Source organism: Nocardia sp. CA-107356, from assembly GCF_050946365.1.
Classification (GTDB): domain Bacteria; phylum Actinomycetota; class Actinomycetes; order Mycobacteriales; family Mycobacteriaceae; genus Nocardia.
This window is the reverse complement of the sequence record NZ_CP191992.1, coordinates 6,188,324-6,200,733: the sequence shown is the minus strand read 5'-3', so window position 1 is coordinate 6,200,733 and position 12,410 is coordinate 6,188,324. Positions and strand designations below refer to the sequence as shown.

At 66.7% G+C, this 12,410-nt stretch carries 13 protein-coding genes; 9 read left to right on the top strand and 4 right to left on the bottom strand.

Going from position 1 to position 12,410, the window contains the following annotated elements:
* The first annotated feature begins 513 nt into the window (after nucleotides 1–513).
* Nucleotides 514–1,908 carry an RsmB/NOP family class I SAM-dependent RNA methyltransferase gene (locus tag ACQP1G_RS28135; protein ID WP_433192569.1) on the top strand — a complete coding sequence of 465 codons (1,395 nt, stop codon included), beginning with the start codon at nucleotides 514–516 and terminating at the stop codon, nucleotides 1,906–1,908.
* A 484-nt stretch (nucleotides 1,909–2,392) separates the two neighbouring features.
* Entirely contained in the window at nucleotides 2,393–2,734 is a 342-nt protein-coding gene (locus ACQP1G_RS28130) for an MmcQ/YjbR family DNA-binding protein (protein ID WP_433192568.1), read from the top strand.
* Between the two features lie 62 nt (nucleotides 2,735–2,796).
* On the opposite strand, the gene ACQP1G_RS28125 is transcribed toward ACQP1G_RS28130, so the two are convergent.
* Together ACQP1G_RS28125 and ACQP1G_RS28120 are read right to left on the bottom strand one after the other, a co-directional pair.
* Nucleotides 2,797–3,600: a SigB/SigF/SigG family RNA polymerase sigma factor gene (locus ACQP1G_RS28125; RefSeq protein WP_433208869.1), complete on the bottom strand. Its 804-nt coding sequence runs from the start codon at nucleotides 3,598–3,600 to the stop codon at nucleotides 2,797–2,799.
* A gap of 53 nt (nucleotides 3,601–3,653) precedes the next feature.
* Complete coding sequence (locus ACQP1G_RS28120) at nucleotides 3,654–4,076, bottom strand: ATP-binding protein (RefSeq protein WP_433192567.1); 423 nt, start codon at nucleotides 4,074–4,076, stop codon at nucleotides 3,654–3,656.
* 96 nt (nucleotides 4,077–4,172) lie between these two features.
* On the opposite strand from ACQP1G_RS28120, the gene rpe reads away from it, so the two are divergent.
* Entirely contained in the window at nucleotides 4,173–4,829 is a 657-nt protein-coding gene (gene rpe, locus ACQP1G_RS28115) for a ribulose-phosphate 3-epimerase (RefSeq protein WP_433208866.1), read from the top strand.
* Nucleotides 4,830–4,851: 22 nt separating this feature from the next.
* Here rpe and ACQP1G_RS28110 read toward each other — a convergent pair whose 3' ends face one another.
* Nucleotides 4,852–5,322 carry a hypothetical protein gene (locus ACQP1G_RS28110; RefSeq protein WP_433192566.1) on the bottom strand — a complete coding sequence of 157 codons (471 nt, stop codon included), beginning with the start codon at nucleotides 5,320–5,322 and terminating at the stop codon, nucleotides 4,852–4,854.
* Nucleotides 5,323–5,902: 580 nt separating this feature from the next.
* On the opposite strand from ACQP1G_RS28110, the gene ACQP1G_RS28105 reads away from it, so the two are divergent.
* The 4 genes from ACQP1G_RS28105 to ACQP1G_RS28090 all read left to right on the top strand — a co-directional run bounded on the left by ACQP1G_RS28105 (nucleotide 5,903) and on the right by ACQP1G_RS28090 (nucleotide 9,012).
* The gene (locus ACQP1G_RS28105; RefSeq protein WP_433192565.1) at nucleotides 5,903–6,532 is read left to right on the top strand and encodes a riboflavin synthase; all 630 of its coding nucleotides are present in this window, start codon (nucleotides 5,903–5,905) and stop codon (nucleotides 6,530–6,532) included.
* Nucleotides 6,533–6,725: 193 nt separating this feature from the next.
* Nucleotides 6,726–7,970: a bifunctional 3,4-dihydroxy-2-butanone-4-phosphate synthase/GTP cyclohydrolase II gene (locus ACQP1G_RS28100; protein WP_433192564.1), complete on the top strand. Its 1,245-nt coding sequence runs from the start codon at nucleotides 6,726–6,728 to the stop codon at nucleotides 7,968–7,970.
* Between the two features lie 52 nt (nucleotides 7,971–8,022).
* Nucleotides 8,023–8,496 (top strand): 6,7-dimethyl-8-ribityllumazine synthase, encoded by a 474-nt coding sequence (ribH, locus tag ACQP1G_RS28095; RefSeq protein WP_433192563.1) that lies wholly within the window; start codon nucleotides 8,023–8,025, stop codon nucleotides 8,494–8,496.
* A 3-nt stretch (nucleotides 8,497–8,499) separates the two neighbouring features.
* Nucleotides 8,500–9,012 (top strand): PH domain-containing protein, encoded by a 513-nt coding sequence (locus ACQP1G_RS28090; protein WP_433192562.1) that lies wholly within the window; start codon nucleotides 8,500–8,502, stop codon nucleotides 9,010–9,012.
* A 45-nt stretch (nucleotides 9,013–9,057) separates the two neighbouring features.
* Here ACQP1G_RS28090 and ACQP1G_RS28085 read toward each other — a convergent pair whose 3' ends face one another.
* Nucleotides 9,058–11,010 (bottom strand): gamma-glutamyltransferase family protein, encoded by a 1,953-nt coding sequence (locus ACQP1G_RS28085; protein ID WP_433192561.1) that lies wholly within the window; start codon nucleotides 11,008–11,010, stop codon nucleotides 9,058–9,060.
* Between the two features lie 150 nt (nucleotides 11,011–11,160).
* Here ACQP1G_RS28085 and ACQP1G_RS28080 point away from each other — a divergent pair, with 150 nt between their 5' ends.
* Together ACQP1G_RS28080 and ACQP1G_RS28075 are read left to right on the top strand one after the other, a co-directional pair.
* A complete protein-coding gene (locus tag ACQP1G_RS28080) occupies nucleotides 11,161–11,856 on the top strand; it encodes an HAD family hydrolase (RefSeq protein WP_433192560.1) in 696 nt (231 codons plus the stop codon).
* A gap of 119 nt (nucleotides 11,857–11,975) precedes the next feature.
* Nucleotides 11,976–12,407, top strand: a complete 432-nt coding sequence (locus ACQP1G_RS28075) for a hypothetical protein (protein WP_433192559.1) — start codon at nucleotides 11,976–11,978, stop codon at nucleotides 12,405–12,407.
* Nucleotides 12,408–12,410 lie beyond the last annotated feature (3 nt).

The window sequence follows — 12,410 nt, the reverse complement described above, 5'->3', positions numbered from 1 at the left end:
GGAAGTCCGGCCGGGCGCGGTGGCGCGCCGCGACGGTCCGTGGACCGTGGCGGCAGTCCACAGACCGAGGACGCGAGGCAGTCCGTCGATGATCGGCGCGAAAATCGCTCGGGAACTGGATATTCCGGTGGCTCGTCGAGTTGGCGGGATCGCCGCGCGAAGGGTGCGGAGCCCGCGAATGGTGGGCGGAGCCGTTCGGACACATCGAGATCCGCGTCATCGGGTCGGGAAGACACGGGGGCGCCGTCGAGCGATGCGCGGTGGGGGAATGCGGCCGCCCCGGCTGGCCGGAGTGATCGTTCGAAGGGAAAGGGCGGTGCGGCGTCGAGCGAACAGCGGCGTGGGAACCGTTCGGACGCGGCGAAAGCCGGTCCATCGGGCCGGAACGAGGGTCGGCAGGGCAAGCGAGCCGCGAGTGGTGATGAGCCCGGCTCGAATCGCGCGGGCGCTGGGGGCTCAGCCGCATCGGCAGGCGGGCGCGGCAGGTCCGGCGCAGGTGGCTCGAGTCGGCCCGTGGGCGGGCGTAGCGACTCTTCGAAAGGCCATGGGCGACACAAGGATTCCGCTGGGTCCGGGGATCCGGTACGGCTGGTCGCGCGGGATGTGCTGCGGGCGGTGCGGGAGCGGGAGGCTTACGCGAATCTCGTATTGCCCGGATTGCTCCGGGAGCGGCGGATCTCGGGACGGGATGCGGCGTTGGCGACCGAATTGACCTACGGCGCTTGCCGTTCACTCGGATTGCTCGATGCGGTGATCGCCGCGGGGGCGGGGCGGTCGGTCGAGGAGATCGATGGGCCGCTGCTGGATGTGTTGCGGCTGGGGGTGTATCAGTTGCTGCGCACCCGGATCGGGGCGCACGCGGCGGTGGATACCTCGGTGGCATTGGCGCGCGCGGAATTCGGGGCGGGTAAGGCGGGCTTCGTGAATGCCGTGCTGCGGCGGGCCGGAGAGAAGTCCGCCGACGAGTGGGTGGCCGAACTCGCGCCGCGAGATCCGGTGGGGCGGTTGGCCTTCGAGTTCGCGCACCCGGTATGGATCGCGCAGGCGTTCGCGGACGCGCTCGGCGCACGGGCCGGGGAATTGCGGGATGTGCTCGAAGCCGATGACGCGCGTCCGATCGTGCATCTGGTCGCCCGTCCCGGCGATATCACCGCCGAGGAATTGGCCTTGGTGACCGGTGGCGAAGAGGGCAAATGGTCGCCGTACGCGGTCTACCTCGATGGTGGCGGCGATCCCGGAAAGCTGGAACCCGTCCGCGAAGGCATGGCGGCCGTGCAGGACGAGGGCAGTCAACTCGTCGCGCTCGCCCTTACTCGTGCGGAACTGGACGGTCCGGATAACGGCCGCTGGCTCGATCTGTGCGCCGGGCCCGGTGGTAAAGCAGCCCTGCTCGGCGCGATCGCCGCGATCGACGGTCACCGCGTCGACGCGGTGGAACCGGCCGAACATCGCGCCGAACTCGTCCGCAAGGCGGTACACGACCTTCCCGTCGACGTCCACGTCACCGACGGCCGCGCCAGCGGACTCACTCCCGGCTACGACCGCATCCTGGTCGATGCCCCCTGTACCGGCCTCGGCGCGTTGCGCCGCCGTCCGGAAGCCCGCTGGCGCCGCACACCAGCCGATGTCGCCGAACTGGTCGTCCTGCAGCGCGAACTCCTCGCCGCCGCATGGGATCTCCTGCGCCCCGGCGGCGTAGTCCTCTACTCGACCTGCTCGCCCCACCTCCCGGAGACCGTCGCGGTAGTCGCGGACGCCGTCCGTCGCACCGGCGCCATCCAACTCGACACCCGCGAACTGCTCCCCGGCGTCACCGATATCGGCGATGGCCCGGGCGCGCAACTCTGGCCGAATCGTCACGGCACCGACGCCATGTTCCTCGCGGCCCTGCACAAACCGGTCGGATAGCACCGGCCCTGGCGTTGCTCGAGACCGGGTGGTGTTGGGTGTTTCTACCCTCCCGGTTGCATGGCGGCCTTGCGTGAGCGGGTCGAAAGGCGCTGGTTCCCGGGATTGCCCGACACCGGGTGGTGTTGGGCGTTTCCATCCTGCGGTTGCATGGCGGCCCTGTGTGAGCGGGTCGAAGGCGCTGGTTCCGGCGTTGCTCGAGACCGGGTGGTGTTGGGTGTTTCCACCCTCCCGGTTGCATGGCGGCCCTGTGTGAGCGGGTCGAAGGCGCTGGTCCCGGCATGGTGCGAGGCTGGGTAGGGCCGGGTGATTCCCCGCCGGGTTCCCGGGTGGTGGCACCCGGCGTCACGCGGCCCGCACCTCCGCCTGCCGGAGTGTCGAGCAGTTGCTCGCAAGGAATTGCGCGAACCGTTCGGCAGTGCACCCGCAATCCGAGGCGACATTCGTCCAAGACGTCGGCGGGTCGACGGCCCACACTGACCGCATGGCGATGACGTGGGAGCAGGTGGTGGCCTTGGCGACCGAACTTCCCGAGGTGGTGGAATCGACGTGGTGGCGCAGCCCCGCGCTGAAGGTGGGCGGTAAGGGGTTCGCGCGGCTGCGGTCGGAGGCCGAGGGCGGGCTGGTGCTGCTGTGCGAGATGGCGGAGAAGCAAGCCCTGGTGGCTTCGGACGATCCGGCCTTCTACACCACCCCGCACTACAACGGATCTCCCTACGTCCTCATCGATCTCGACCGGATCGAGCCCGATCAACTGCGCGAGATGCTCGATGCCGCATGGTGGCTGTCGGCACCGGCGCGCCTGCGAAAACAGCGGGCGCGCTAGTTCGCTGGTCACCGGCTCCGACGGGTGCGGAAGCTGCTGCTCGGTGCGGCGAACCGAGCATTTCAGTCGCGGGCCGACTGCTCGCGCAGGCGGGCAAGGGTTTTCGCGAGGATACGCGAGACGTGCATCTGCGAGATACCCATGCGCTGGGCGATCTGGGTCTGGGTCATCGACTCGAAGAAGCGCATGGTGAGGATGCGGCGTTCGCGCTCAGGGAGTCCGTCGAGTAGCGGACGGATCGCGACATACTCCTCCACCCGGTCGAATTGGGATTCCTCCTCGCCCAGCGTGTCCAGCAGCGATGCCTCGGTGTCGCGACCGAGGGAAGCGGCGTCGATCGAACTCGGCTGGTAGGCGTTGCCCGCGATAACGGCCTGGGTCACCTCGTCGGGATCCACATCGAGTTCGGCGGCGATCTCTTTCGCAGTCGGGGAGCGGCCCAAGGATTGCGAAAGCGAGTCGATGGCGGAGCCGATACGCAGATGCGTTTCCTTCACCCGTCTCGGCACCCGCATGGCCCAGGTGTTGTCGCGGAAGTAGCGACGCACTTCGCCCATAATGGTCGGCACCGCGAAGGACAGGAAGTTCGAGCCGCGCGAAATATCGAAACGGTCGACCGCGTGCACCAATCCGACCCGCGCCACCTGGGTGAGGTCGTCGAACGGCTCACCGCGACCGCTGAATTTGCGGGCGATGTGATCGGCGAGCGGGATGCAGCGGCTGATCAGCTCGGCGCGCAGCGCGTTATGCCGTGCCGTGCCCGGTTTGGCGGCGGCGAGTCGCTCGAACAGCCCACCGACATCGTCGTAGCCCGCGCCCGACGCCTGGAGGGTTTCGACTTCCTCAGCGGCCTCGTCGGTCAGCACTGGTTCGACGTCATCGTCCTTCTCGGCATCGGACACGGTGTTCTCGTCCGCCACTACGCTTTCCCCCGGACCCGACGGAACTCCACCGTCGTCGGATATCCGGAAACGGCCGCGTCGTGCGGATCCTGTGTCGCTTGCACGTCATCGGTGAGAGTGCGCAGCACATGCCAACCGAAGCTGCGCTGATCCGGCAGTCCCTCGGTGGCGGCGACCCCGGTGACTCGAACGAGTAGTTCGGTGTCGCCGACGGTGAACCGGCAGTGCAAGCTGGTTTCCGGCGCCGCGACCGCGATCAGCGTCGAGCACACCTCGTCGACGGCCAGCCGAATATCGGCCACCTCGTCCAGGGTGAAATCGCTGAGCAGCACCAGTGTTTCGGCAAGCCCGCGCACGATCGGCAGCTGCGTCACCGACGCCGCCACCCGAATCTCCACCGGGGTGCTGTAGAGCCCCTGTTCCGCCGAAATGTTGATCACCTTATGCAGGCTACCCACTCACGGCCGGAGCAACCCTAGGTACCGGTAAGCTCCCGCGATGTGTCCCCTTCGACGTTTACCCGCCCGACCACGCCGATGATCGCCCCGTCTATCCTGTCCGCCGACTTCGCCCACCTCGCTGACGAGGCGAAAGCAGTGCATGGCGCCGACTGGTTGCACGTCGATGTGATGGACGCACACTTCGTGCCGAATCTCACTCTCGGACTTCCGGTGGTCGAAAGTCTGTTGAAAGCCACCGACATTCCGCTCGACTGCCACCTGATGATCGATGATCCGGGCCGCTGGGCTCCGCCTTATGCGGAGGCGGGAGCGTACAACGTCACTTTCCACGCCGAGGCGACCGACGATCCGATCGCGGTGGCCCGCGATATTCGCGCGGCCGGTGCCAAGGCGGGCCTTTCGGTGAAGCCGAATACGCCGATCGAGCCGTATCTGGAAATCCTGCGCGATTTCGACACGCTGCTGGTGATGAGCGTGGAACCCGGCTTCGGCGGGCAGTCGTTCATTTCGCACGTGCTGGAGAAGGCACGTATCGTGCGTCGGCTGGTGGACGCCGGTGAACTGCGTTTGATCGTGGAGATCGACGGCGGCATCAACGCCGATACGATCGAGGCGGCTGCGGAGGCGGGTATCGATTGTTTCGTCGCCGGATCCGCGGTCTACAACACCGACGATCCGGGGGCGACCGTGGAAAAGCTGCGGCAACAGGCCGCGGCACTGCGCGCGGTCTGAAAACTCGAACGGGCCGAATCTTCTAGCGGGAGGGCGCTTTCCGGGTGCCGAGCGCACGCGTCGCCTCGATCACCGCGCTGAGTGGTGGCAGGGTTGTCGCGTTCTCCGGCGGCTGGATCCAGGTGCGATAGCCGGTGCGCTCGTCATCGGGTGACGGGAGCACGACCTGGCTGCCGGTGCAGGCGACGGTCGCGTAGAGCCGGAACAGCTCTGCGGAGATGGCCGGGCTGAGGGTGTCGGGCCGGGTCGGGCCGGTGATGAAGGTCCAGCGTCGTGCCCTGGGGTGGTGGACCACCGGCGCGGCGATCTGCGCCTGCGTCAGCTGCCGCTGCACCTGTTCGCCGAGATCGGCGGGCATGGTGATGGCGCCGTAATGGGTACCGATCCGGAGCAGGATGCGGCGTGACGTCGGGTCGATCGATGCTGGCATATGAAATTCGCGCCGGTACTGCACACAGCGAACTTCCAGCGTCGAATCGACAAGAGTGGTCACGCAACACCCCCATTGGTGTCGAACTTGATTTGACCCACGGTGCTGTTCCCTGGCTTCCTCGAGTGGTGGATTTCCTGGTCGAACTCGCCGGACCGGTCACGGCCCGGGGTGAACCGTTCCGCACTGAACTGCTCGGGTCGAAGTTGAACGAAAGGAATCAGCTGCGTAACAATCTTGCGGCCATTTTTTCGCCCGCGCAAGGTTTCGGTGTAAGTGCGTGTCCAGTGGGTACAACGTCGTGTTCGACACTATGCGCGACGGGTGAAATCGCCCCGCGCAGTTTTGGAAATAGGAATGAACAATTATTGCCGGCGAGTAAACGGCAATATTTTCCGCACGGCCGTACACTATTTCGCTTCAAAGAATAATTGACGTTGGTTCAGTGTCCGCCGGGGCGCCCTGCGGTCTGCTTACAGCGCGAGTTGCCGAGCCGCGGTTTCGACCAGCCGCTGGTCGGAACCGCGCTGTCGTCTACGACCCGGCGTCGTTACGCTGAGCTGGGACCGGTGTGCCGACGGGAATAGTCGCCGGATCCCGACTGTTCGGCAACCGTAGAAACGACGCGACAGGGAGTCAAGGCATGTTCACAGGCATTGTCGAGGAACTCGGCGAGATCGTCGCCACCGAGGAGCTGGCCGACGCCGCTCGTTTGACGATCCGGGGCAAGCTGGTGACCTCCGATGCCGGGCACGGCGATTCGATCGCCGTCAATGGCGTATGCCTGACCGTGGTCGACGTGGTCGACGGCGATTCGTTCACCGTCGACGTGATGCAGGAGACGTTGAACCGCTCCAGCATCGGCGGGCTCGGCGCGGGTTCGCGGGTCAATCTCGAACGCGCGGCCGCATTGAACAGCAGGCTGGGCGGTCACCTGGTGCAGGGACATGTCGACGGCACCGGCACCGTGCTCGCGCGCACCCCCTCGCAGAACTGGGAGGTCGTGCGGATCTCGCTGCCGGACGCGATCGCCCGATATGTAGTGGAGAAGGGTTCGATCACCGTCGACGGTATCTCGCTGACCGTCTCGGGCCTCGGCATCGCCGACGCGCCCGCCGCCGACGGCAACCGCGACTGGTTCGAGGTCTCCCTGATCCCGACCACCCTGTCCATGACGAACCTCGGCACCGCCGTCGTCGGTACCACGGTGAATCTCGAAGTCGACGTGATCGCCAAGTACGTAGAGCGCCTGCAGCAACGCGGCTCTGTGTGATCGCCGCGCCTGCGGCGCATCGACCGCTCGGCTGAGTTCGATGGCCGAGCCTTCGACTCGGACGCGAGATGGGCCACGAACGGGTCAATCGTCAGACTCGCTCCGTGGTGGCTGGTCGGGCGGCTCAAAGTCGGCTTATGGCCAGTCGACTAGTGTATGTGAGGCACCTATTTCGAGATGGAGCACAACAGACGTGACCAGGTTCGACACTATCGAGCGCGCAGTCGCCGATATCGCTGCCGGTAAGGCGGTCGTCGTCGTCGACGACGAGGACCGCGAGAACGAGGGCGACCTCATCTTCGCGGCGGAAAAGGCGACCCCCGAGCTGGTTGCCTTCATGATTCGCTACACCTCCGGTTACATCTGCGTGCCACTCACGGGTGAGGACTGCGACCGCCTCGGCCTGCCGCCGATGTACGCGCAGAACCAGGACAAGCACGGCACCGCCTACACCGTCTCGGTCGATGCCAGGGAGGGCGTCACCACCGGTATCTCCGGCGCTGACCGCGCGACCACCATGCGACTGCTCGCCGACCCGAATGCGAAGGCCGACGATCTGACCCGGCCCGGTCACGTGGTTCCGTTGCGCGCCAAGGACGGTGGTGTGCTGCGCCGCCCCGGTCACACCGAGGCCGCGGTCGATCTGGCCAGGATGGCCGGACTACATCCCGCGGGTGTCATCTGCGAGATCGTCAGCCAGAAGGACGAGGGCCATATGGCCCGCACCGAGGAACTGCGCGTCTTCGCCGACGAGCACAACCTCGCCCTGATCTCCATCGCCGAAATGATCGCCTGGCGGCGCAAGCACGAGAAGCAGGTCATCCGGGTCGCCGAGGCCAGAATCCCCACGGCGCACGGCGAATTCATGGCCGTCGGCTATCAGAGCATCTACGACGATGTCGAACATGTCGCCCTGGTCCGCGGCGATATCGAAGACGGCGACGATGTGCTGGTCCGGGTGCACTCCGAATGCCTGACCGGCGATGTCTTCGGCTCGCTGCGCTGTGACTGTGGTCCGCAGCTCGACGCCGCGCTGGAGATGGTGGCGCAAGAGGGTCGCGGTGTGGTGCTCTACATGCGCGGGCACGAGGGCCGCGGCATCGGGCTGATGCACAAGTTGCAGGCCTACCAGCTGCAGGATTCCGGCCACGACACCGTCGATGCGAATCTCGAGCTCGGTCTGCCCGCCGACGCCCGCGACTACGGCACCGGTGCGCAGATTCTGGTGGATCTCGGCATCCGGTCCATGCGCCTGCTCACCAATAATCCGGCCAAGCGGGTCGGACTGGACGGCTACGGGCTCAAGATCACCGATCGGGTGCCGATGCCGTTGCGCGCCAATGCCGAGAACCTGCGGTACCTGCGCACCAAGCGGGACCGGATGGGCCATGACCTGATCGGGCTGGACGAACTCGACCTGGGCGAGACGGCACAGTGATTTCACACCCCGAGATTTCGGACCTCGACGCAGCCTGGAAAGGCGGTATTCGATGAGCGGCACCGGCGTACCCAGCTTCGAGCTGTCGGATGCCAAGGACCTGAAGCTCGGCATCGTCGCCTCGCGCTGGCACACCCAGATCTGCGACACGCTGGTCGCGAATGCGGAAAGGGTGGCCAAGGACGCGGGCGTCGAGCACATCACCGTGGTGCGGTGCGCGGGCGCGATGGAACTGCCGGTGGTGGCCCAGGAACTGGCTCGCTCACATGACGCGGTGGTCGCGCTCGGGGTGGTGATCCGCGGTGGCACACCGCATTTCGAATACGTCTGTGACGCGGTGACCGCCGGTCTGACCCGGGTATCGCTGGATGCCGGCACGCCGGTCGCGAATGGTGTGCTCACCACCAATAACGAGCAGGAGGCGCTGGATCGGGCCGGATTGCCCGGTTCCGCCGAGAACAAGGGCGAACAGGCCGCCGCGGCAGCGCTCGACGCCGCGTTGACGCTGCGCGCGCTGCGGCCTTAGGTCATGCCGGTCGTCCGCATTTGGCGTAGGCGCCCCGGCGACGGGGCGGGTTCGGCTGCCGCATCGGGACAAGATGATTGGGAGCTCGAGGTGCGGCCGCATCGCGCGGTACGGACCGCGTGGATCGTGGCGGTGCTGCTCGTGGCCGGTTTCACGGCAGGCGGTATCTGGTTGCGCCACGGTTCGACGGGGGTGAACTTCCGGCTGGCCGATCAGTTGGCGATGATCGGCATCGGTCTGCTCGGCGCGGCCGCAGTGTTGCTGTTGACCCGGCCGCGGGTGCGCGTCGGCAAGCGCGGCGTTTCGGTACGCAACATCCTGGGCGACACCGAATTCCCCTGGCAATACATTCGAGGCGTCTCGTTCCCGGACCGGAAGTCCTGGGCCCGTCTCGAACTGGTCGACGACGATTACGTGCCACTGATGGCGATCCGCTCCAACGATAAGGAGCGCGCCGCCGAGGCGCTCGACAAGCTGCGCGAGCTGGGCGCGAAATACACTGCCGCGCAGGAGTGAGCGCTGCTCTATCCGATATTGCGTACCGGATAGAGCAGCCGCAGGTCAGCGGGTGTCGCCGAGGACGGCACCTTCACGCCTCGGGTCCGCACCGCCGATCCAGCCGTCGGTCCCGTCGCGCTGCAATGCGCTCAGGCCACTGGACTGCGGAGCGACCGAGACCTGATGGCCCAGTTGGCGAAGCCGTAGGACCAGCGGGTCGTGATCGCCGTTATCGGTGGCGTTGATGGCGGGATGCTCGCCGCCGACGCCGGTCGCCGGACCGTTCCCGGCGCCGAAGGCGACTGCGGAGACCGCCTGCTGCGGGTCCAGGCCCCAATCCAGTACGCCGATCAGGGCTTTCACGACGAACTGGATGATCACCGAGCCGCCGGGCGAACCGGCGACCTGAGTGAGATCGCCGCGGGAGCCGTCGGCATTGCGGTCGAAGACCAGGGTCGGGCTCATCGAGCTGCGCGGCCGCTTACCCGGCTGTACGCGGTTCGCGACGGGGGCGCCATCGGTGCCGAGCGGGTCCGCGGAGAAATCGGTGAGCTGGTTGTTCAGCACGAATCCGTCGACCAGATGGAATGATCCGAAGGCCGATTCGACCGTGGTGGTCATCGAGGCGGCATTGCCGTACTTGTCGACGATCGAAATATGGCTGGTGCCGTGCTCGGGCGGCTGCGGCCCGATGCCGAGCGGAACCGGGCCGAAATCGCCGGGTTGGGCGGTGCCCATGCTGTGGTTGGGGTCGATGAGGCCGGAACGTTGCTTCAGGTAGTCCCTATTGAGCAGGGTCTGCGGCGAATTGCCCGGCAGCGGAATGAAATCCGTATCGGCGACGTACTTGTTGCGGTCGGCGTAGGCGAGCCGCTCGGCCTCGGAGATGAGGTGCACCGCATCGGCTTTCGGCGTGCCGCCATTGCGGTCGATATTGTCCGGGCGCAGTGCGGCGAGGTCGAAGTTCTCCAGGATGCCGAGGGTGGCGGCGACGGTGATCCCGCCTGAAGACGGACTCGGCATACCGCAGATCTCGTGCGTGCGATAGCTGGTGCACAATGCGGTTCGCTTCTTGGCCTGGTATCCGGCGAGGTCATTGGCGGTGATCAGGCTGGGAGTGCGTCCGCCCGCGGTGGAGGCGGCCTCGTCGACGATGTCACGGGCGAGTGCGCCGGTATAGAAGGCGTTCGCGCCGTCGCTGGCGATGGCGTTGAGGGTTTTGGACATTGCCGGATTGGTCAGGACGGTGTCGGCCCGCTTGGGGCTGCCGTCCGGATTGAGGAAGTACGCCTTCGCGGCCTCGTCCACGGCAAGATCCTTCGCCGATTCGGCGATCTGGCCCGCCAGCCGCGGACTGATCGCGAATCCCTGGTCGGCGAGGCCGATGGCCGGGTTGAACAAGTCCCGCCACGTGGTCTTGCCGTGGTCGCGATGTGCCATTTCCAGCATGCGCAAGACACCGGGGACGCCGATCGAGCGCCCGCTGGCGCGTGTACTCGGCTTCGGCTCGGTGCGATCGGTATCGCTGACCCAGCGCAGATAATTCTCGGTCGCGGCGGCGGGCGCGACCTCCCTGCCGTCGTATGCCTCCACGCTCTTGCTGGCCGCGTCGTAGTAGAGCAGGAACGCGCCGCCGCCGATGCCGGAGGCCTGCGGTTCCACCAACCCGAGCACCGTCTGCGCCGCGATCAGCGCATCCGCGGCCGTGCCGCCATTGCTCAGCACCTCGCATGCGGCCTTGGTGGACAGCGGGTTGGCCGTCGAGACCGCATACGTTTTGGTGCGCACCGCTGTCATCCCGGACCGGTAGCCGGTCGCGATCTCCGGATTGGTGCTCAGATCCTTGGTCGCGCCCGGCGTCGCACCCGCTGAGGTCGCGACCACCGGGGTGCCGTTGGGCGTTGCCGTACATGCCGCGTTCGCGGATTTGTCTTCGGATGAACATCCGCTGACAACGCCGACGATGAGCGTGAGCGCCGCCGCGGCGCTGACCCAGGTTCCTCGCGTGCGACTCATGGACGGCACTGTATCGCCGATCGCCGACCCCCGCGGGAATTCCGGCGCTGCGGGCTCCCAGCGGTGGCAAGCCGGATTCAGCTGTGCCGAAATTGTCTCGCGGACAAGCACTCTCCGCAGGTGATCGCTCGCCGAGGTTCATCGAAGGTCATGGTCGGTACGCTGGATCGAGTGGTGATCGAGGCGGTGTTGTTCGACTTCTCCGGCACGCTGTTCCGGCTGGAGCCCGATGAAACCTGGGACGCGATGGTCGCACCCGATGGCGAGCACTTGGATCAGGCCGCGATCCTGGACCGAATAACGAGGCCGGTCGGTTACGGCGCGCGGTTCGACGCCGCGGGCCGGATCGTGTGGGAGCGGCGGGATCTGGATCCGGCGATGCATCGCAGCGCCTATCTCGAGGTGCTGCGGCAGGCCGGGGTGCCGACGCGGACGGTAATCGAGCGGATCTACGACTGGATGGTCGACCCGCTGGCGTGGACGCCTTATCCCGACACCGGTGCCGTTCTGGAAACCTTGGCGGCGCACGATATTCCGGTTGCAGTGGTGAGCAATATCGCCTTCGATATCCGCCCGGCGTTCGCCGCCAACGGCTGGGATCGGCTCGTCGCCGCACACACGCTCTCGTTCGAGGTCGGCGCGGTGAAGCCGGATCCGCGGATCTTCCTGGCTGCGCTGGACCAACTCGGGGTGCGCCCGGAGTCGGCACTGATGGTCGGTGACAGTGCCGAGGCCGACGGTGGTGCGGCGGTCGCGGGCTGCGGTTTCGCGCTGGTCGATCCGTTGCCGACCGCGGATCGTGCCGAAGGGCTGCTCGACGTCCTGCGCGAGCACGTACTCGCCTAACGGCCACTATGTGACCTGCATCACACTCTTTGGGTCCTGAATGTCGATGTCCCCGAACTGAATTAGCTTGCGGTGACGCCCATCACATCGGGGTGCGTAAGCTCGACCGGGGAGTGGCCATGGATGCCGAGGCACATTTCGAATCATCGGCCGTGCGCACGGCGCGGCCCGTCGGCCTGCCCGAATCGGTCCGCGAGGCCAGAGAGGCGGCATCGGGTCTGGCCGGCTTCGGCCTCGCGTATCCGGTCATCATGGGCCTGATCTCCGGCGATGCGGCGGCCAGATCCGCGGCCGTGCAATTCAGCTGTAGCTGGGTAGTCGGCCTGGCGCTGTTGGCCATCGGCTGTGGAGCGATGGTGCGTCGGGCGGCGATCGGCCTGGCCGTCGTGCAGGCCGTCGCCGTGCTGCGGGTGCACGTCGATGCTGTCCCGGATGTGGCCGGGCTGGTCGTCATCGTGTTCACGCTCGGCGCATCGACAACGATCGTGTACCAGCTGTGGCGGCCGGAAGCCAAGGCCTGGTTCGACATTCGAGTCGCCGACGCCGAGTAGCGC

Coding starts and splice junctions, on each gene's coding strand:
- ACQP1G_RS28130 (WP_433192568.1), top strand. CDS start 2,393: ATGGCGATGACGTGGGAGCAGGTGGTGGCCTTGGCGACCGAACTTCCC.
- rpe (WP_433208866.1), top strand. CDS start 4,173: ATGATCGCCCCGTCTATCCTGTCCGCCGACTTCGCCCACCTCGCTGAC.
- ACQP1G_RS28105 (WP_433192565.1), top strand. CDS start 5,903: ATGTTCACAGGCATTGTCGAGGAACTCGGCGAGATCGTCGCCACCGAG.
- ribH (WP_433192563.1), top strand. CDS start 8,023: ATGAGCGGCACCGGCGTACCCAGCTTCGAGCTGTCGGATGCCAAGGAC.
- ACQP1G_RS28090 (WP_433192562.1), top strand. CDS start 8,500: ATGCCGGTCGTCCGCATTTGGCGTAGGCGCCCCGGCGACGGGGCGGGT.
- ACQP1G_RS28085 (WP_433192561.1), bottom strand. CDS start 11,010: ATGAGTCGCACGCGAGGAACCTGGGTCAGCGCCGCGGCGGCGCTCACG.
- ACQP1G_RS28080 (WP_433192560.1), top strand. CDS start 11,161: ATGGTCGGTACGCTGGATCGAGTGGTGATCGAGGCGGTGTTGTTCGAC.
- ACQP1G_RS28075 (WP_433192559.1), top strand. CDS start 11,976: ATGGATGCCGAGGCACATTTCGAATCATCGGCCGTGCGCACGGCGCGG.